Source organism: Armatimonadota bacterium, from assembly GCA_037138755.1.
GTDB lineage: Bacteria > Armatimonadota > Fimbriimonadia > Fimbriimonadales > Fimbriimonadaceae > Fimbriimonas.
The window spans coordinates 550,251-569,735 of the sequence record JBAXHT010000001.1; the positions used below are offsets into that span (position 1 = coordinate 550,251).

Here is a 19,485-nt window from a genome sequence, read left to right on the forward strand (position 1 = left end):
AAATATGAAGAAAATTCTCGCTCTCGTTATGGTGCTCGGTGTGATTGGTGGCGTTCTCGCTGGTTGCGGTGCAAAGGCTGAAGATGCTAGCGCAGCTCCAGCAACCCCAGCAGCAACTGCTGGCGAAGCAGCCAAGTAAGACACTCGCGCATTTAGCGACTTTGACGCCCCGACTCATTCTGAGCGGGGCGTCGTTGCGTAAACCTGTCACAATTTAACAAACGAACAATGAATGTTCCTTTCTATGACGTAAAGGCCCAATACGACTCGCAGGCCGCCGAAATCGACGCGGTCGTTCATGAGGTGATCAGCAGCGGGGCTTATGTGCTGGGCAAGCACAACAAGGCGTTTGAACAGGAGTTCGCCGCTCTGCACGGAACCAAGCACGCAATTGCGGTTCACAGCGGAACCGATGCCCTTCGAATTGTGATGGATGCCGCCGGGATCACTCGGGGCGATGAGGTCATTACGACGGCGTTTACGTTCGTTGCCAGCGTCGAGACAATCGTCCAGACCGGCGCGACTCCGGTTTTTGTGGATGTTGATCCTGACACTTTCATGATGGATCCGGCTTGTATCGAAGCGGCGATCACGCCACGGACGAAAGCGATTTTGCCCATTCACCTCTTCGGTCAACTTTGCGATGTCGCGGCGATCAAGGCGATTGCTGAGAAACATGGCTTGATCGTTTTGGAGGATGCGGCGCAGGCGATTGAGAGTTCACACAACGGAGTCCCAGCCGGGAATTTTGGGCTGGCGGCTGGATTTAGCTTCTACGTCACCAAGAACCTCGGGGCTGCTGGCGATGGGGGGATGATCGTGACCAACAGCGACGAAGTCGCGGAGAGCTGCCGATCCATTCGAGTTCACGGAATGGGTCGTGAGCGGTACTACTACGACCATCTTGGCTACACCGGACGCCTCGACGAGATTCAGGCGGCGGTGCTTCGGGTCAAGATGAAGAAGCTCCCTGAGTGGACGGCTCGCCGGAACGAGATCGCTGCGATTTATAGACGAGAGCTTGCCGGAGTGACTGGGATTCAGCTTCCAGTGGTTTCTTCTGGGAACAACCACACGTATCACCAGTTCACGATTCGGGCAACTCGTAGGGATGCTTTGCAAGAGCACTTGAAGCAGAACGGCGTACCTTCAATGATTTACTATCCGGTGCCGATCCATCACCACACGCCGTACAAGCAGTTTTCGCCGCCCTGGGAATTGCCAGCTACCGATTTGGTCTCGGCAGAAGTTTTGAGTCTGCCGATTCAGCCTTACCTGACGGATGAACACGTGATGTACACCTGCGAACAGATTCGCGCGTTCAAATGATCCTCGATTTACTACATCGCTGCCCGCTTGTTGCCTCTGTACAGGCGAGTGAGGGGGCGGCGGTGGACGATTCCTCGACTTTGTTGAAGTTGGCCAAGTGCTCGCTTGATCAAGGTGTCGAGGTACTGCGCCTACAAGGGGTCGAGAATGTTCAGACAATCAAAGGAGCGACCGGCAAGCCGGTGATCGGCCTGATCAAGAAGTCGTACCCAGGATCAGATGTGTACATCACGCCCACCGAGATGGAGGTTCAGGACCTTTTAAACTTGGGGTGTGAAGTGATCGCGCTGGATGCTACACCGCGCATGCGGCCCTCACTGGGCTTCCATGAGTTGGTCGCAATGATCCATCAGGGCGGTGCGATGGCGATGGCGGACTGCGACTCGCCGGAGGCAATTGATCTGGCGGTTTCGGCGGGTTGCGACCTGATTGGGACGACACTCGCTGGCTACACTTCGGCACGGCCGATGACCGAGGGTCCAGACTTCGACCTGGTTCGATATGCGGTTCGCTCGGGCAAGCCAATTATCGCCGAGGGCCGCTATGCTCATCGCTGGCAGGTTGAGGCAGCGCTGCGTATCGGAGCAACCGCAGTAGTTGTTGGTGGAGCAATCAATGATCCCGTCAAGCAGACCCGAGCCCTCATGCCCAGTTTGGTTTTGGGACGAGCTGGAGCTGTGGATATCGGCGGCACTTGGCTTCGATTGGGAGTCTTTGAAGGCCAGAAGCTGGTCGATATTAGAAAGATCGAACGGCCGGATAGCCGTGAGGAGCGGCTTGCGTGGGTTCGAAAACAGATTGCCGAAACCGAGGTCTCCTCGTTGGGTGTTGGCACGGGCGGCACCGTCGACCCGTTGACTGGCGAAGTCTGGGAAGCCAAACCAATCATCCCCGGCCACCACGGTTCGATCTTCTCCGCAGAGACCCTCGGAGTTCCAACCCGAGCTCTTAATGATGGCCTTGCGACGGCCTGGGGTCACGCCTGCCACCCTTCGATTGCGGGTTCCAATGTCGCGACTTTAGCCCTCGGAACTGGGGTGGGAGCCGGGATGGTTCGGGACGGAAAGCTGATCTGCGGCAAGCGGGGTGAATATCCTCGCTTGAATGATGTGATGACCTCGCTGGGGCGGACGATCGAAGACCTTCTTGGTGGAGCCGGACTCTCACCGAATCCAACACATGAGCAACAAGCAGACGCTATTGTCGCGTTCGAAACCGCGGTTAAACTGATCCGCGAGATGTACTACCCCGACCACATTGTGGTCTGCGGCGGAGTCGGACTTTCTCCTTGGCTTGCACCGCATTTGGCTCGACTAGGCTGCGTCGCGAGCCCTTATCGAGCGGAGGCGGGGCTGTTCGGGTCGATGTGGTTGTCCAATCTGCATTGACATATTCATCTTTTCTGTAAAGATAAACCTTGACAAATTAATGAAAGATGTCAATACTATCTGCTATGTATGATTCTTATCGACTGTCACGACCGCGCCAACTGGATGATCTACTCAACAGGATCGATCGCGCAACACTGCCCCCCGCCCCGCCGAAAGGTTGGATCGCGACGATTCGCGACGCTCTCACCATGTCTCAGGAATCGCTTGGAAACCGGCTGGGATTGACACGGCAAGCCGTGATGCAACTCGAAAAGTCCGAACAGAACGACTCGATCACCCTCCGCAAACTCCGAGCTGCCGCGGCGGCGATGGACTGCGAGCTGGTTGTGCTAATGCTTCCGCGCTCCGGGCTCGAAACAATGATGGAGCAGCGAGCGGAAACGATTGCGGATTCCGAGTTGGAACAGGTGCGGGTGACGATGGCTCTGGAAGCACAAGAGCCTTCGGAAACTTACTTCGCCTCCGCTCGGAAACGACTGGTTCAGCACTTGCTGGTCAACGAAACAAAGCAGCTTTGGAAGTGAAATTGTGATTCGTTTTGAAGAACCACCGGGGTCGACACCCTTGGATGTGGATGAGATCGCGGGCCTGATTCCAAGGTTGCTGACCCAGGGCGAGCTGAATGAGGCCGAGGCCGATAACATCATGTTTGCCCGCGTGTGGTTGCGCTCGCTTTCAGCGGAATGGACGATCCTGTTTCCGAGCAATTTGAAGCAACTGCACCAGCGGATGTTTTGCGAGGTGTGGCGATGGGCGGGCAAGCCCCGAAAGACGGCAAAGAACATCGGGGTCGAGAGCTACCGGATTGAATCAGAACTCAAAAACCTGTGCGAGGATGTCAAGACTTGGATTGAGTATGAGAGCTACCCGAGGTTGGAAATCATCACCCGATTCCATCACCGACTCGTCGTGGTTCATCCGTTCTCGAACGGTAACGGTCGCCATGCACGTCTCGCTGCGGAGCGACTGGCAGTGGAGCTCGGCTCGGACCGTCCGAATTGGGACGCCGATAGGGTTGACAACATCAAGTCGCTACGGGCGGCGGATCGCGGAGGCTTCCAACTGTTGCTAGACCTGATGTGGCCTCACTCCGGCAGCCGATGATCCATTTTATCGCGCTTGGTCGCCATGTACCGTTCGCGGTGCTCGTCGGGTTCGGCGATGATGGGGACGTACTCGGTGATCTCAAGTCCGTAGCCCATGAGACCAGCGCGTTTGGCGGGGTTGTTGGTCATCAGCTTGATCTTTCGGATTCCGAGGTCGGCCAGGAGCTGGGCGCCGAGGGAGTAGTCGCGGGCGTCGGCCTTGAAGCCGAGAGCGAGGTTGGCTTCGACGGTGTCCATTCCCTGATCTTGAAGTTCGTAGGCCTTTAACTTGGGAATGAGGCCGATTCCGCGCCCTTCCTGTTGGATGTATACCACGACTCCGCGCCCTTCTGCTTCGATCTTTTGAAGAGCTTGCTCAAGCTGCTCGCCGCAATCGCAGCGGAGCGATCCGAGGAGGTCACCCGTCAGGCAGCTTGAGTGCATTCGGACGAGAACTGGTTCTTCGGTGCAGACGTCTCCTTTGACGATGGCGACGTACGGGTCGCGCTCGACGGTCGGCTCGTAGGCGTAGAGCTTGAAGTGACCGTGTTTAGTTGGGAAGTCGATTGGGCCAGCCGCGCGCTGGATAAGGATTTCTTGGTGGCGGCGATAGGCGATGAGGTCGGCAATGGTGACAATCTTAAGATCGTGCTGCTCAGCGAAGGGGACCATATCGTCGAGGCGCATCATTGTTCCGTCTTCGTTGAGAATCTCACAGCCGACTCCGGCGGCTTTGAATCCGGCGAGTTTGCACAGATCGACGATGGCTTCCGTGTGTCCGGCGCGAACGAGCACTCCACCTTCTTCGGCCCGGAGCGGGATGATGTGGCCGGGTCTTCCTAAGTCACTTGGTTTGGCGTTGTCGTTGACGAAGACGGCGGCAGTCAGGGCCCGGTCTCCGGCGGAGACGCCCGTGGTGGCGCCGTGAATCGCGTCAACTGTCTCGGCCATGGCGGTTCCGTGGCGAGCGGTGTTCTGCTTGGTCATCATCGGGATTCCAAGCTCAGCGAGGCGCTGGGCCGTGGTTGGGATGAACGGAACTCCGCGCCCGTGGCGGATCATGAAGTTCATGATCTCGGTGGTACATGTCTCAGCGGCAACCACCAAATCCCCTTCGTTCTCGCGGTCGGGGTCATCGACCACGATAATCATCTTGCCCGCTTTCAGTTCTTCCAGGGCTTCGGGGATGGAGGCAAACACGCTCACATGTATAGTTTACGTCTAGTTCGGGTTGGGAGTTCGTCCGAACAACCCCCTCTCCACCAGTGGAGAGGGGCAGGGGGTGAGGAAAAGGCACGCTCTACCCGCCGGCCCAAAGCCAAACCCCACCCGAGAAGCGTCCGATCCCGCCGCGTTCGCTCTAGGATCAGCCTCTCCCCGGGTCCCGTGCCCCTTGGCGGGTGGAACTGCAACAGCGATTAACTCGGGACATCCTCGTTGCGCTCGTAAAGCTCGAAAAGTATTCTGTAGCAGCGACAGGCTGTAGTTCTCCGTAGTCGCAGGGTTTTGCGATTCCCATCAGTACGTTTCATCACTTCATCCCATGCAGAAAGTTCATCAGGAGAAAGTGAATTTCTATCCAGGCCATCCAAAATGAGGAGAGCTTGTTTGAGACGAACATTGACTGGGTCACCATTTGTTACAAGCTCATAAATCGCTTGAGAAAGCTTTCCTGCCCAGTAGCGATTCACGATTAAACGCCGCTCGAAGTGGGCTTTGCTGGTTCAGGAAACAGCGGACCAGGCTCCAGTATGTCAGGGGCTTGAGCTTTTATGGACTTGAGAAGGTCTGCCGCGTTGAAAGACCAAATTGTCCCATCCACAAACCGCACTGTGCGAACGTAAATGAATGCCGTATAGGTGTGTGCACCCGAGGCAAGCGAACTAGATCCGTCAGAGTCTTTCTCACCGGGCTTTAGAGGTTCGTACTTCGCACTGTTGTGTCCTGGCAAAACGCTCCGTCCTCCAGTGATCGACCTGTTAAAAGGGTCAAATTTGACGGTCACCAATTCGAAGGCAAGCACGTCTTTGTCACCAGAATTCGACCAACTGAATTCCGAGATGAACTTACTAGTGCCGTTTGTAAATTTGAACGATTCGATCTTCACAGCTGGGCAGATGTTAGCAATCAATGCTCTGCGAGTCGGATAGTCAAACTGTTGTGCGTGTGCTAAACCAACAAATTGGATGGCGAACCCTAGAAAGAGAAACTTTCTCATAACAGCAGTATGAGTAAAGTGACTTAACGATAGCAACAGTTCACAATGTTGGTGGGACTAAGCCTCGCTCAAGATATCCTTGATCCGCTCCGCCAGCCCCGTTGTCAGTGTCGGAACCGCCGCAATTTCCGTCACCGATGCCCGCCGAATCCCCTCGATCGAGCCAAACGTGCGCAGCAACAACCGCTTCCGACGGGGACCAACGCCTGGAATCTCGTCCAAGGTCGAGCCGTTCATGCGTTTATCCCGAATCTTGCGGTGGAACGTCAAAGCAAACCGGTGCGCCTCATCCCGAAGGCGACGCAGAAGCATCAACCCCGGCGAGTTCAGGGGCAGAATGACCTCGCGATAGTCGTACTCCGGCAGAGCCTTTGTTCCAGCCTCAGAGAAGACGGGTGCAGATTTCGTCTTGTAGAGAGCCACCATCTCTTCCATTGATCGCTTCACCGGGATATCCTCGCCTTCGGCTTCGTACTGCCAGGCACCCGGATTCTTCGGAACCGGGATGAAGAGCACTTCTTGCTTCTTGGCGAGGCCCACCATCGGCACTGTGAGACCAAGTTGGTCTCGGGCACGCAGAGCCGCCGCGAGCTGCCCCTTTCCGCCGTCAATCATGAACAAATCGGGGAGCTTGGTGAACTTCTCGTTCCCATCTAAGTAATTCCGGAGGCGACGCAGAATCACCTCGTGCATCATCGCGAAGTCGTTCGGACTCTCCGGATTAAACTTGATCTTGAACCGCCGATACTCCGCCTTCGCCGCCTCGCCATTCTCTGTAACAACCATTGAGCCCACCGGAGCCGTGCCCTGGATGTTCGAGATGTCGTAGCCCTCAACCCGCAACGGCAACGTTGGCAAGCCGAGCGAGTCCTGGAGCTGCTGCATCGCCTCGGCCGCCCAGTCCTCTTTGGCGACCATCTCCTGAGTCAGAACGTTGAGAGCTAGCTCGGCGTTCTTTGCCGCCATCTCAAGCAAGCGCAGCTTCTCGCCACCCTGCGGAACCTCGACCGACACTGCTGAGCCTTTGCGCTGGCGGAGCCAGGATTGGACGATATTCCGTTCATCGATCTCGACCGGCAGCAGAATCTCGCGCGGAACCTCGGCCGCATCGGCGTAATACTGCTTGACGAATTCTTGTACAGATTCCCCCGCATTTGCCTCTCCGGCTCCGTCAAGCATGTACTGCCGTTGCCCGATCAACTTTCCACCTCGGATGTAGAGCATCTGAATCGCGGTCGACCGCTCGTCCTTCACCACCGCAATAACGTCCTGATCCGCCGCGTCAGAGTTCAGAACCTTTTGCTTTTGTAGCGTATGTTCGATCGCCAGGAGCTGGTCGCGAATCTTCGCCGCTGCCTCGAAATCCAGTGCCTCCGCCGCTTCTTCCATCTTTACCCGAAGGTCAGAAGCGATTTTGTCCTCTTTGCCTTTTAGGAACTGCTCGACTTGATCGATAACAACGTCGTACTCCTCCTTGATCGACATTCCCGCGCAAGGCGCCATGCAACGACCGAGGTGAAAGTACAAGCAGGGCCGCTGCTCGGGCCTTCCGCTCCAGGATTTGTTACATGGAATGAGAGGGAAGACTTTGTGGAGGAGCTGCAGGGTGTCTCGAACCGAGAACGAGTTGGTGTAGGGTCCGTAATATTTCGCCCCGTCCTTTCGGACTTTTCGGGTGAACAAAACTCGAGGATATTTCTCGTTGGTGATGACGATGTACGGATAGCTCTTATCATCCCTTAGACGGACGTTGTAGGGCGGCCGATGCTCCTTGATCAGATTGCACTCAAGAACCAGGGCTTCAAGCTCAGAATCAACAACGATCCACTCGATGTCTCTAATCTTCGAGACTAACCGGGCAATGCGGGCCGAATGCTTGGTGCTGGCCTGGAAGTAATTGCGAACCCGGTTTCGGAGGTTGATTGCCTTTCCGACGTAAAGAACCTCGGCGTTTTCATTGCGGTAGATGTAACAACCAGGCGAAGTCGGCAAGTTCTTCAGCCGCTCCGTCACCTGTTCGGGCCATACCTTTGGCTTCTTCTCACCGCGCATCTGTAGACATAAGGATACGCTTTTTAGAAGTCGTAAGCCTTGCTAACGGACGGGAATTGTTGGATGTAGTCCTTCACGTCGTGGATGGTCGGGATGTGCTCGGTCGCTCCGAGGTGCGGAACTTTCAGCGCGGCGGCGGCGGCTCCGAAGCGTAGCGAGTGGCCCAAACTCCAGCGGTGGGTGAGACCATAGAGCGTGCCAGCCCGGAAGGCGTCACCAGCCCCCGTAGTGTCTTTGGTGATCTCGACCGGGTACGCGGGGAGGTGCAGCGGGTCTTCGTCTGGCTCGCACACGTAACAGCCCTGACCGGCATCTGTTAGGATCGTTGTGCACCGGTGCTTGGCAGTCCAGTCTGTCACCCACTTGAGATTCACATCGTGGTTGTGCCTCTCACCCACCCAGTCGGTGCCGTACTGGCAAATCGAGCCTTCCGGAATGCGCTCGTCCTCACGGAAGAAGTCCATCAGGTACAGGTGCATTCCCGAGGCGTACGCCGCCGCAATCGCTTCTCGGCTGCCGTCGGCAATGTTGGGGTCAGCGGTAAACCAGGCACCTTTCCTGACCGGGATAGAGGCTTTGCTAGTACAGAACTCTTCGTCGTGGAAACCGAAACCGAACATGGTCCGGTCGCCGTCATCGGTGACGTAGACATCGCATACCGGAGTCTCGCCTTGCCGCGACAGAAGGTGAACATCGAGCCCCTTCTCGAGGAGCATCATGCGGAGCTGTTCGCCTTCAAATCCGGTTCCCAGGGTGTTCCCAACCAGGGCGACTTCCTGACGCCACATCGTGAGGTAGCAGGCCGTATTGGCGGCCTCGCCACCAAGAAGTTCAATTTGGTCGAAGACGGGGCAATAGCCACCCTTCTTCGGCATATCTGTGATACGCCGAATCCGATCAACACATATGGTGCCGTAGACTATGACCAAACCGAGAGATAATTTCCTCCGGGAAACTTTACCTACTCAAGTACCCTTTTGGCTTGCGCTAGGGCTTTATGTTCAGGCTCTTGGTTTTTGAAACGTAGAGCCCGCGAAACACGAATCGGAGCGAACCGTCCATAATACGGAAGACCTACCATGAAACTTGTATCTCTCTTCGTCGCCGGAGCATTGGCTCTTGGGGCAGTTTCCGGTGCCCAGACCCCCAGCAAGAACGTTCAAGACGCCAACCAGGTGCTTATCAATATTGACAAGTTGAACGTCGTCAAATTTGTCCTCCCCTTGCTGCTTAAGAAAAAGCAGATCGGCGACATGATGGCCGCGATGGAAAAGTGTCGTTCTAAAGAGCTGGAAGTTCGCGAGGCAGACGCTAAAGAGCTCCTCAAACTCGACGCCGACGTGAAGAAAGCGGTGACAGCCGCAGTGGAAAAAGGCGATTACCCCGATAAAGCTTTTCAAGCAAAGGTCATCGCGGTTCAAGAAGCGATCTTAATTCGCCGCCGCATCGCAGTGGCCGAAAACGTCCAGATCCTGGAAGATGCCGCGAAGCTCTCCTTGGACGAAGGCCAGCTCAAAGTAATGGTCAACATCCTGGATCCTAAGTCGCTCGATCCATCAATCAAAACAGACAAGATGAGCGACGATGACAAGCGCAAGTTTTACCTTCGTTCGGTGTTTTTGGACGCCCTCACTTACGAGCTTCTCAAAGTGATGTACAAGAAAGCCGAAAATTGAAAACCAAGTCTCACCCAACCTGGTTCGCATTTGTTCGCTGGCTTGTTCGCGTCTTCTTTTTCCGTTGCGGTGGGGGGTTCAAGTCGTCGGGTTGGGACAATATTCCGGCTAACGGACCGGTCATTATCGCTCCTAATCATGTGAGTAATGCTGACCCTCCTGCGGTTGCATGTGGCGGTCGTCGTCCAATGCGATTCATGGCAAAAGAGGAACTTTTTGGCGGCTTCTTCGGCAAGATCTGCGCTTCGTTGGGGGCGTTTCCGGTCAAACGGGGCGAGGGCGACACCGAGTCAATTCGATTTTCGATTGAGATTCTGTCGGCAGGAGAGGCTCTCGTCGTGTTCCCGGAGGGAGTTCGCGGTGATGCCGTGACAATGAACCCGATCAGCCGGGGCGTGGCGATGCTCGCTAAGAAAACAGGTGCTCCCGTCGTACCTGCCGGAATCGTTGGAACGCATCGGAAGCTTCCACGCGGCTCGGCTCTGCCGAAGTTCGCAAAGGTATCGATTGTTTACGGTAAGCCCTTCACCTATGCCGAAGTGGCGACTGGAGTTAACGAGAGAGAGAACCGTGAAATCTTCTGCCGCGAACTAGAACGGCGAATCATCGAGCTTTGCGGAGCGCAAGGTCTACCGCTCAAAACTTCCGAGAAAAGCTGATTCCGCCGAGAAGCAGGTTGTCCTGGATGAAGAGCCTGGCATCGAGTCCCTTCGTGAGGTTCGTCTCGAAGCCGCTTGTGAGGCGAGCTCCATTGTGCTCGACGATCATCCTGGTTCGGCCGGAAAAGGGGAGTGAAATGCCGACGAACAGGCCGCTGAGCTTGCCGCTCTGGTATCCCAATGTCACATCGCCATTCTCACCAACTTCGCCAACATCCAGGAGTTCTCGAAAGGTGAGCGCAAGGAAGGCTCTACGTCCATCCTGGGTCTCTCCAAGCCCATCAAGCAGACCAAGCGAAATTCCTGGAGCAGTTGAGGCCACTGGGCTGAGGATGTTGTAACCGAGGTCAAAGGTCGTCCGTCCGCTCTCATCTGGCCGAATCCGGCGGCGAACTTCGAACTCTAGTCCGTTAAGAACCGAAAAAGCCACAAACTGCTCTTCAGCGCTGGAGTTATTGAGGCCACCGAGATACTCAAAGCGGATCGCATTCTTGCTCAAGGGTCGCGCCGTCGGCACGTTGACCAAACGGTCGGCGTGGGTAACCGAAGCTACCGCCAGGGCCAAGCCAATCCCAAAAACTCTAGCGACTAACGCTGACATGTCCAAATCCTCCCTGACTCCCCTTCACCGTTATTCTGACGGGCGAGAACTGCTTTATCACCCAAATTGCCGTTAAAAACCGGGATGTTAACTCGGAAACTTTGAATTCCGAACTTTCGTTTGCCAAGCATGCAGGCAAGAGTGCGTGTTCGGCGGCGATGGGATCCAGCGACGCGTCTGTTGTCATCCACTCAAAGCACCGCTCGAACGCGGAGTGAGCAAGCTGCTCGGCTCGCAGGGTGCGGGTACCCGAAGCGGAAGCTCCTCCGACTCCATTCTCATACTGAGTCCACACCGTACAGTGCATTCCTGGTCCGTCGGACTCCAGATCGAATACATCGGCATCAATCGTCTGTCGTGCGCTCTGGGCGAGCTTCTGGAGGTGAGCAATGCACCGCTCTGCAACAGGATGGGGGAAGCCGCTGTAGCTGATCACTGCTCGCATCAGCTTTGGTCGACCCCGGTCCGCCCACTTCAAGCCGGTGAAGGTCCCTGGTTCAACTTCAACAGATATTGTGCCCTCGGCTTCGCGGTTATAGGCTGCCTTTTCAATCTCTAATGAGGCGAAGAGGTTTTGCTTACGGTGGACGGTTCCGACCACGCCAGCAAAGTAGTCGAATGACATCGAGTTGTTTGAATAGGTCTCTCCTTCGACGGTGAACTCGGAGAAACCGCCGGCGGTTGCCAGGACTGGAATCAAGGATGAGGCGAGCACCAAGGCGTTCGAACCACGACCATTTTCGTTCCGCTCCGTTTTTACTGCTCCTTTAAGGAGCTTCGGGACTCTCGTTGGGACAAACAGGAGCGAGTGTGAACTTGGCTCAAGGCCACTGACTTCGGCGTCGGTGAGTGAAGCAAGGACCTTGATGAACGTGATGTCCTCGACGTCCAGCCCGATAAACTTCGTCCCGGACCGGATGTGCTCAATGCGAAAGCCTTGTTGAGTAAGTACGGACATCTGCAAGGCAGTTCGGAGGAGTGCGCCCCCGCCCTCGCCGTGCGAGCCATCGATCTTGAGCAGACTTTCGCGCTCCGCCATCTAGATCTTCAACTTAAAGATCGCGTGTTCGATCAGCTTGACGGTGTAGGCAAAAGCCACGAGGATGATGGCGACGGTCAAGAATTGGTTGAAGTATTCACCTGCACCAACCGTTTTAACCGCCCCAACTGTGATCTCGCTCACCTTCTTGTTAGCACCGGTCATCATTCCAGAAACCCAGCCACCGAGAGACTCACGGAACAGCAAGAACACGATTCCGTAGAAGATCATCGCGAGCGGCATGGCGAGTTTGTACTTGTGCTTCTGGTGCTCGTTATAGATGACGCAGTTGTGGCATCGCTGTCGCTTCTGGCTGTCGGTGAGCTTGTTGTTTCGCGGGATGGCGGTTCCGTTAAGCAATGCTTCTTTGGAGACCGGCTTTCCGGTCATTGCTGCCGAAATGACGGCTTCTTCGCACATACAGCCAACCAGTTCACGCCAGCAGGTTCGATTGGCGTGGTAGATCGGACATTTTTCGCGGACGAACTTTCGGCAGAATGGTAGTTGCCAGCACTTGCCCATGAAGACGTTCTTTCGGTCCGACTCTTCCTTGATGTTGGTGCCGTACTTGAGCAGGGCAGCCTTGGTGCCGTACACCATGCGCTTTCGGACCCGAGTGATGATGTCTCCGATCAGGATCGCCGTGGCAAAGCCAACGAAGATTTGACCACCGATGGCTAGCGATTCGTAGCCTTTCCTCACGCCAGGGTTCGAAGTCTCAGGCTGGGCGTTTGTGAGGACCAGCGGTAGCCACATCGGCGCAAAGAAGATGAGAAGGGCGAAGACAATGTTTAATCCGACCATCATCTCTTCTTCCCAGAAGAGCCATGCCGAGCCGAGGGCGATGAGGATCGGGCCAAGAATAAGTCCCTTCTCAAACATCCCCATATTAGTCGCGATTTGAGCGGCCTTCGCGGCATCACCAGCGGCGACGTTCATTAAGAAAATCACCGCGATCACGCAGAGCGCGAACACGGTGACTCCTCCCCAGAGGGCGTATCGAGCAATCGTCATCGGGAGCTCGCCGAGCGAGTCTGGCGTAAAGTCGGCCTGTTCCTTTTGACGATTATTTTTCATTTGCTACTTTTTAACACGTTCGAGGTAAGAACCGCTACGGGTATCTACCTTTAAAATGTCCCCAATGTTAATATGGAACGGAACCTGAATGGTTGCACCGCTCTCCATCTTCGCTGCTTTGGTGGCTCCGCCGCTAACCGTGTTGCCGCGCTCGCCTGGATCTGTTTCAACGACCTCGAGCTCCACAAAGTTCGGTAGTTCGTATCCCAGAACCTCACCCTTAACCTGAATGCAGATGATTTCCATGTCTTCCTTCAGGAAGTCAGCTTGATCGCCGAGCACACTTGCTTCGATGACGATCTGCTCGTAGGAGTCCATGTCCATCAGAGTGACGTTGTTCATTTGTCGGAACAAGAACTGCATTTTCATCTTTTCGATGAACACGGGCTCGATCTTTTCGCCTGAGCGGAAGGTCTTCTCCAAGACCTGACCAGTCTTGATCTTGCGAAGCTTGGTGCGGACGAATGCGCCACCCTTTCCGGGCTTAACGTGCTGGAATTCGATGAGCGTCCAAGTGTCGCCGTCCATCTGAAACGCCATGCCTGTCTTAAAATCGCTTGTATCTGCCAATGTAGTTATCTCCTAAGTGGGTCGCCGAGGCGAGAAAGTTCAACCTATTTTGGCATTTTGTGGGGCTTCACTGCCCGTGCAATACGGATTTGTCGCTCCCCAGGTTTCCGACGTGCCAAGTAAACTAGGGTTTCGATGGTAGAACTGGAGACTTTCCCCAACCCCAACCCCGGACGCAACTACACGATCATGCACGTGAATCCTGAGTTCACCAGCGTTTGCCCCAAGACGGGTCTGCCGGATTTTGCTACTATCGAACTGGAATACGTCCCCGGCGACACTTGCATCGAGCTGAAGAGCCTGAAGTATTACTATCTCGACTTCCGCAACAAGGGGATCTTTTACGAAGCCGTCACGAACCAGATGCTCGATGACCTCGTGGCCGCTTGCAATCCGCGCTGGATGCGCGTGACAGGGCGATTTGCGGCCCGTGGCGGAATTAGTTCAGTGATCACCGCAGAGACGGGAGCGAAGTAGCAGTCAGGCTTAAGTCTTCAGATATTAGTCTGAGGAGCTAATTGTCGCCAATACTTCCTTGACAATGCAAAAGCCCCCAGCGTCGAGCTGAGGGCTGAGAACTGAAAGCTGACGGCTTTCCCTTAGAACTTGATCGTGTGCGCAACGGTCAGCGTCATGTGATTCCGTGCGTTGTCACCAGCGAATAGGTTGAAGTTCGACTGATCCTGTCGGAGTTCGAATCGCAGTGAAGCGGCTTCTGCGGTCTTGATTGCGTAGGTTGCAGTGATCGAGCTGAGTCGTCCGCCGAGGCCTCGAAGACCGTCGCCATCGTCAATCACCGAGTAGCGAAGACCGAAGTCACGGGTGTCGCTAAGACTGTGGTTGCTGAAGACGCTGTATCCTGACCACTTTCCGTCGGCTGCGCCGGCATCAAGTGCTTTAGCGGTTGCCCAGTCAGCGTTAACTGCCAGCGTGTGCTTTGCGGAGACTTTGTAGGTGCCGACGAAGTCGATCATACTGACGTTTGTCTGGCCCGGTGCGGTGAAGCCGATTCCGTTGTTGTTTCCGGTCTCGTTTCCGCCAATCCAGTTGAGTGAGGTCGTGAGCTTATCGCTCTGAACCTTGCTGTAACTGAGACCAAGGGTCTTAGAGCCGTTGTCGTCGTCGCTGATGTTCCAACCGTTGACGGCATAGAATCCGAACGTGGTCGACTCGTTGATCGGCTTAGTCATGCGGAGACCGACGTGCCAGAACGGCTGTGAGTAATTGAACAGCGGAGAGATCGAATAGTTCATGTTATCGACCGCGTAGACGCTTTCGTAACCGATCCAGGTGTTGAACTTACCGAAATCCCAGGTCGTGCCATCTGCAGCAGCATAGGTGAGGTATCCCTGTTGGAAAAGCTTGGTTGGGCTGACTGCGTTGGATGTGACGGCCGCAGCTTGGGAGTTGTCCAAACCTGCGTTGACCTCAAAGTTTCGACCGGTGCCGAAGTCGAAGGTGAATCCGTAAGGGTTTTTCGCGGTTGCGCCCTTCTGTACTCGGACCACAGCGTTGGCAAGAGAGAAATTGTTCTGGGTGAAGTCGTAACCTCGACCAGCAACTGCTGCACCAACGGCTGGCTTGTTGAAGTCGTACTGGTAGTAGAAGTCAACCCATCCGCTGACTTTGATGTCGTCTCCCGCAAATGCGGTCGAGAAGGCGGCGAGGGCGATAGCGGCTGCTAGAATTCGTTTCATTTGTCGCGTTTCCGGTTTTGTCAGGCAACATGGCCTTATCAGAAAACATCGGCGTTTACTGGTAATTTCTACAGGTTAAACGAAAAGGAATCTGCTGTCAAGCAGATTCCTTTGATTTCGCACTATTTGAGGGAAACTGGAGCCTATTTTCGCGGATTTTGACGTTATCTTGACTGAACTAGCCGCAACCGCCGCTTCCACAACCACCGGAACCGCATCCGCCGCCAGATCCACATCCAGAACCTTCGGTCTTGAAGGAGTTTCCGCAGCCACAGGACGACGTTGCATTGGGGTTTTCGATCTTAAATCCGCCGCCCAGCACGTCGTCAACGTAGTCGACGGACGATCCTTCCATGTAACCAAGGCTGAGCGTATCAATCAGAAGACGAACTCCATCTTGCTCAAACACTTTGTCGTCGGCTTCAGGAGGATTGTCGTCGAGAGCCATTCCGTAAGATAGGCCAGAGCATCCGCCTCCCGCGACCCAAACGCGAAGGGCTGATTCGGTCTTGCCTTGTCCGACCATCAGGTCCTTCAGTTCACATGCTGCTCGTTCGGTTAACGTAATCATTTTTCGATCTCTCTTATTCTACGATGAATCTTGACCTTTTAATGCAGAAAAGGGCGAATCTGGTGATTCACCCGTTCTTCAGGCTGGATGCTGAGCGATTAGAAGCGAATGACCGACGCAAGGGTCAGTGGAGCCTGACCGCCAACCTGCACGTTCAGTCCGCCAAGGCTGACCCCGTAGGTAAACGCAGTGCGTGAGTTGTAGCCAGCCCTGAGAGCAAAGCTGCGTGAAAACGCGAGTTCCGCGCCATATCGCACTTCCTGTCGACCAGCGGAGTTTCCAAGATCAATGAAGTCGGCCGCCATCAGGAGCTTGCCCTTACTGATACCGAGTCCCATGCTAATGGACCGTTTGTAAGGGTCGAATCCATCAGCTGCAATCGGCTGACCTCCGCCTGGAGATTCAAATGGAAAAACGATTCCAGGCTCGATGAAGTTCTCGATGACTGCGCCAAAGAACACATCGTCAACGTTTGGCAACCGGTAGATGAACCCAAGGTCCATGCCGAAAGAAGACGACTCTGCGAAGTCCTGCGCGATGCCTGAGCCGTTCTGAACGCCGTTGGCATTGTTGTTCTGGATCGTGTCCTTGTCGGCAAACTTGTGGGCGTAATAGGACTTGATCTGCTTCGCATTGAATCCGATTGAGAGCTTGCCTGCTTTCGTTTTGACAGTGTTGCCGTAGCCAACCTCGACTTGCTGGTAGCCGTATCCGTAAGCATCAAGGCGAGATCCGAGGTCAACGTTGCTTGTGTCTCCGCCTGCCGCCGCCCAGTTTTGCAACTGCTGATTCGGACGGCTGTTAATTCCCAACTCACCTCGAACCCCAAGCGCCAAACCGGCAAAGCGAACTCCAAAGTCGGTGTTAACGGCAATCACTTTATCGCCGTTTGCATAGTCTCGAGCAAGGCTCAAAACTCCGTCGGAGTCGAGTCCACCGTTGCTAAGTTTGCCGACAATGTTGTTCACATCTCCAAATGAAATTCCGTTGAGCTTGTATCCGAACTGTGGCCATTGCAGCGTGGGAGCCTTGGAGCCAAACGCCAAGAACGCTGGGTTCATTCGGTAGTTGTTTCCGATGTCATAGGGCAGAGCCAGACCCGCCCCGCCCATGCCCTGAGCACGGGTCCCACCGAAAGTGACGTCGGCAGATGCAAAAGCAGAAATGCCGAAAGTAGCAAGGATCGCGAGTGAAATTCGATGGTTCATAGGAAGAAGACCTGTAACAAATACTAGGCTCATAAATCCGAAAAATGAACCCCCTTTTTGCGGTTGCAAGGCGAAGCGACGGGCAACCTTGCTACAATTTAGGTTAGGAATATGCCCTACATCGTCGCTGAGCCCTGTATCGGAGTAAAAGACAAGTCCTGCATGACTGTTTGCCCAGTTGATTGCATTTACGAAACGGACGACCAAGTGGTCATTAATCCCGACGAGTGTATTGACTGCGGACTGTGCGAGGCTGAGTGCCCTGTGACCGCCATCTTTGTCGACACCGACGTGCCTGCCGAGTGGCGATCTTTCATTGAGAAGAACGCGACTCTTGGTCGAAAATTGTCCGACGAAAAGTAGGCGTTAGCGCTCGTCCGAAAGACGTACCCAACGGGCAGTTTCGATCCGGCCCATGCTCGAGATTTGAAGTCCAATTCGGTGTCGCGTCGATTCCTTGCCTTCTTGTCGGCAGTACCGTACCTCGGCCTTGCCGATGACGGCTCCAAATTGAGTGTCAACATCAAAGTCAAGAACAGTTCCGCGGGGTATTGCCCCCTCGATCATGCCACCCATGCCCTTGGCGGAAACATCTAAGATCTGAAGCTCAATCTCCGCGTCACCGAGATGGAGGACTCCGTTGAGTCCCACAATGGAACGTCGGGCTTCTTCGTTTGCCTTGGTGTATCGTGGCTCGCCAGAAATCCGTAGCACGATGAATCCAGGCGACTGATTCTGTAGTTCGGCAGGAAAGAGTGCTGCGGACTCCACACCATTGACCGTCACGAAGAACTTCGCGCCAGGGGCAAACCATTCGCTCCCCTGGTAGTCAATCGTAATCTCGGTGTCTGTCATTTGCCGAACCCAGCCAGCAAAGAACTTCGCGTCAGGAAGACGCTGCAGGCGGACCCTTACATTTACAAAACTCTCAGAACGCTCACCAGAAGCTGCAGTTGCCATAATTACCCACCCACCAATCGAACCCATCTGGCTCGGCTGACTCGATCCATTTCCAGAATCAGTACTCCGCCTTTAACGCCACCCGACTCTTTGTCACTTCTTGAATGTCTAACGTCGCCACTTAGGGTGATATCTCCATGAACGGATTTCAGAACAATATTACAAGGCCCCGCGGTGTTTGATGATTGCTGTGAAATGAATCCAAATCCATTCTCTGAAACATCCACAACGGTGATATTGGTAGTTGACCCGTTCCTCAAACACACGATTTCACCTTCGAAACTGCGCACTCGAATTCTGCTTTCCGAAATCAGTGCCCGCTCTTCGATTTCGGACGTTACTTGTAGAGTGACCTCAGATGCAATAACTTCGGTGACATAAGCTACAAATGTCAAAAGAGAGACAGGTGCGCTGACCTCTACGTATAGAAAGTCGCCTTGCCTTACGGCTCGCTTCGAGACAACTTCTATCGTTATTGAGTCTCCGCAAAAATGCTGAGCCCACCCGTAGTGTAAAGAGGCGTCTTGAAGTCCCTGCAAGCGACAGCGGCGCTGTTGCGTGTTCGAAAGCAACACTTGCTTCCGATCACGTACCTTCCCAGATGTTGCCCCCGTTGCCATTGTCTGTTCTAAACTTCCCTTTTTACCGGGGAGTATCCCTAGTAAGTTTGCTGGTTCTGAGAATCCCTAGATTCAAGAGATTCCTCCTCCTAACAGTCTATAATTGGCTGGTCTTCAAAAACTTTGGAGAAATTGAAAGTTGATATGCCCGAACCTGGAGAACCGAACGTAAACCTACGCAAAGCACAGGACCTGTTCGTTCTCGAATGGGGTCGCATGAGCAGTTCGTGGGGCATCAACCGGACGATGGCGCAGATTCACGCGCTCTTATTCGTCACGGGTCACCCCCTTGAAGTGAACGAAATCATGGATCGGCTCCAGATTTCCCGTGGAAATGCAAGTATGAACCTGCGCGAGCTCATGGACTGGGGCATCGTTCGCCGTTTCCGCCAACCCGGTGACCGCAAGGACACCTACTTCAGCGAGACCGATCCCTATCAGATGTTTCTTCGAGTGGTTCGCGAGCGCAAGCGACGTGAGCTCGATCCAACTGCCGACGCAATTCGGGAGGTGCTCCAAAAGCTGCCTGATTCAGACCCTTCCCAAGAAGTCCAAGGACTCCGAACTCGCCTCTCCGCTCTCCTAGAAATCTTCGATCTCATTGACGTGGCCTACAACCAGGTCTTTGGAGTGGAGCGAAGCATGGACGAAATTCTCGCCCTGATGAGCTCGGTCAAGATTGACAATCGCAACCTCGGCAGCAAATAGCCGAAGAAGCAAGTAATCGGGCTA

General features: G+C 54.7%; 22 protein-coding genes. 10 read left to right on the forward strand and 12 right to left on the reverse strand.

The genetic code is table 11. The features are described from left to right. Positions 1-4 precede the first annotated feature (4 nt). The 5 genes from WCK51_02595 (at position 5) to WCK51_02615 (ending at position 3,824) form a co-directional block, all read left to right on the forward strand. Positions 5-139, forward strand: a complete 135-nt coding sequence (locus WCK51_02595) for a hypothetical protein (GenBank protein MEI7575754.1) — start codon at positions 5-7, stop codon at positions 137-139. 89 nt (positions 140-228) lie between these two features. Next, positions 229-1,329 carry a DegT/DnrJ/EryC1/StrS family aminotransferase gene (locus WCK51_02600; protein ID MEI7575755.1) on the forward strand — a complete coding sequence of 367 codons (1,101 nt, stop codon included), beginning with the start codon at positions 229-231 and terminating at the stop codon, positions 1,327-1,329. Beyond that, positions 1,326-2,717: a putative N-acetylmannosamine-6-phosphate 2-epimerase gene (locus WCK51_02605; protein ID MEI7575756.1), complete on the forward strand. Its 1,392-nt coding sequence runs from the start codon at positions 1,326-1,328 to the stop codon at positions 2,715-2,717. Before WCK51_02600 ends, WCK51_02605 begins: the two co-directional genes overlap by 4 nt. A gap of 47 nt (positions 2,718-2,764) precedes the next feature. Then, on the forward strand, positions 2,765-3,244 hold the full coding sequence (locus WCK51_02610) for a mobile mystery protein A (GenBank protein ID MEI7575757.1): 480 nt from the start codon (positions 2,765-2,767) through the stop codon (positions 3,242-3,244). Between the two features lie 4 nt (positions 3,245-3,248). Beyond that, a complete protein-coding gene (locus WCK51_02615) occupies positions 3,249-3,824 on the forward strand; it encodes a mobile mystery protein B (GenBank protein ID MEI7575758.1) in 576 nt (191 codons plus the stop codon). Here the strand turns inward: WCK51_02615 and ribA are convergent. From ribA to WCK51_02635, 4 genes are all read right to left on the reverse strand, one after another. Further along, positions 3,806-5,011, reverse strand: a complete 1,206-nt coding sequence (ribA, locus tag WCK51_02620; GenBank protein MEI7575759.1) for a GTP cyclohydrolase II — start codon at positions 5,009-5,011, stop codon at positions 3,806-3,808. The genes WCK51_02615 and ribA overlap by 19 nt on opposite strands. A 487-nt stretch (positions 5,012-5,498) precedes the next feature. Next, a complete protein-coding gene (locus WCK51_02625) occupies positions 5,499-6,023 on the reverse strand; it encodes a hypothetical protein (protein ID MEI7575760.1) in 525 nt (174 codons plus the stop codon). Positions 6,024-6,080: 57 nt separating this feature from the next. Beyond that, a complete protein-coding gene (gene uvrC, locus WCK51_02630) occupies positions 6,081-8,075 on the reverse strand; it encodes an excinuclease ABC subunit UvrC (GenBank protein ID MEI7575761.1) in 1,995 nt (664 codons plus the stop codon). A gap of 23 nt (positions 8,076-8,098) precedes the next feature. Continuing rightward, complete coding sequence (locus tag WCK51_02635) at positions 8,099-9,004, reverse strand: carbohydrate kinase family protein (protein MEI7575762.1); 906 nt, start codon at positions 9,002-9,004, stop codon at positions 8,099-8,101. 150 nt (positions 9,005-9,154) lie between these two features. Between WCK51_02635 and WCK51_02640 the strand changes: the two genes are divergently transcribed. Continuing rightward, positions 9,155-9,751, forward strand: a complete 597-nt coding sequence (locus WCK51_02640) for a hypothetical protein (protein MEI7575763.1) — start codon at positions 9,155-9,157, stop codon at positions 9,749-9,751. Continuing rightward, the gene (locus WCK51_02645) at positions 9,748-10,410 is read left to right on the forward strand and encodes a lysophospholipid acyltransferase family protein (GenBank protein MEI7575764.1); all 663 of its coding nucleotides are present in this window, start codon (positions 9,748-9,750) and stop codon (positions 10,408-10,410) included. The genes WCK51_02640 and WCK51_02645 overlap by 4 nt, the downstream gene beginning before the upstream one ends. Here WCK51_02645 and WCK51_02650 read toward each other — a convergent pair. From WCK51_02650 to efp, 4 genes are read right to left on the reverse strand one after another with little or no spacing between them, the layout of a single operon-like run. Then, positions 10,388-11,011: a hypothetical protein gene (locus WCK51_02650; GenBank protein MEI7575765.1), complete on the reverse strand. Its 624-nt coding sequence runs from the start codon at positions 11,009-11,011 to the stop codon at positions 10,388-10,390. The genes WCK51_02645 and WCK51_02650 overlap by 23 nt on opposite strands. Further along, on the reverse strand, positions 10,992-12,050 hold the full coding sequence (locus WCK51_02655; GenBank protein MEI7575766.1) for an RNA 3'-terminal phosphate cyclase: 1,059 nt from the start codon (positions 12,048-12,050) through the stop codon (positions 10,992-10,994). Before WCK51_02655 ends, WCK51_02650 begins: the two co-directional genes overlap by 20 nt. Continuing rightward, positions 12,051-13,127 (reverse strand): hypothetical protein, encoded by a 1,077-nt coding sequence (locus WCK51_02660; protein MEI7575767.1) that lies wholly within the window; start codon positions 13,125-13,127, stop codon positions 12,051-12,053. Between the two features lie 3 nt (positions 13,128-13,130). Then, positions 13,131-13,697 (reverse strand): elongation factor P, encoded by a 567-nt coding sequence (efp, locus tag WCK51_02665; protein ID MEI7575768.1) that lies wholly within the window; start codon positions 13,695-13,697, stop codon positions 13,131-13,133. A 135-nt stretch (positions 13,698-13,832) separates the two neighbouring features. On the opposite strand from efp, the gene queF reads away from it, so the two are divergent. Continuing rightward, positions 13,833-14,174 (forward strand): preQ(1) synthase, encoded by a 342-nt coding sequence (queF, locus tag WCK51_02670; GenBank protein MEI7575769.1) that lies wholly within the window; start codon positions 13,833-13,835, stop codon positions 14,172-14,174. A 122-nt stretch (positions 14,175-14,296) separates the two neighbouring features. Here the strand turns inward: queF and WCK51_02675 are convergent, their stop codons facing one another. From WCK51_02675 to WCK51_02685, 3 genes are all read right to left on the reverse strand, one after another. Then, positions 14,297-15,394, reverse strand: coding sequence for an outer membrane beta-barrel protein (locus WCK51_02675; protein ID MEI7575770.1), 1,098 nt, complete (start codon positions 15,392-15,394; stop codon positions 14,297-14,299). Positions 15,395-15,572: 178 nt separating this feature from the next. Further along, positions 15,573-15,965 carry an iron-sulfur cluster assembly accessory protein gene (locus WCK51_02680; protein ID MEI7575771.1) on the reverse strand — a complete coding sequence of 131 codons (393 nt, stop codon included), beginning with the start codon at positions 15,963-15,965 and terminating at the stop codon, positions 15,573-15,575. 98 nt (positions 15,966-16,063) lie between these two features. Then, the gene (locus WCK51_02685) at positions 16,064-17,173 is read right to left on the reverse strand and encodes a hypothetical protein (protein ID MEI7575772.1); all 1,110 of its coding nucleotides are present in this window, start codon (positions 17,171-17,173) and stop codon (positions 16,064-16,066) included. 111 nt (positions 17,174-17,284) lie between these two features. Between WCK51_02685 and WCK51_02690 the strand changes: the two genes are divergently transcribed. Beyond that, the gene (locus WCK51_02690; GenBank protein MEI7575773.1) at positions 17,285-17,536 is read left to right on the forward strand and encodes a ferredoxin family protein; all 252 of its coding nucleotides are present in this window, start codon (positions 17,285-17,287) and stop codon (positions 17,534-17,536) included. Between the two features lie 3 nt (positions 17,537-17,539). Here WCK51_02690 and WCK51_02695 read toward each other — a convergent pair whose 3' ends face one another. Continuing rightward, on the reverse strand, positions 17,540-18,133 hold the full coding sequence (locus WCK51_02695; GenBank protein MEI7575774.1) for a hypothetical protein: 594 nt from the start codon (positions 18,131-18,133) through the stop codon (positions 17,540-17,542). 764 nt (positions 18,134-18,897) lie between these two features. On the opposite strand from WCK51_02695, the gene WCK51_02700 reads away from it, so the two are divergent. Continuing rightward, positions 18,898-19,461, forward strand: coding sequence for a MarR family transcriptional regulator (locus WCK51_02700; GenBank protein MEI7575775.1), 564 nt, complete (start codon positions 18,898-18,900; stop codon positions 19,459-19,461). Positions 19,462-19,485 lie beyond the last annotated feature (24 nt).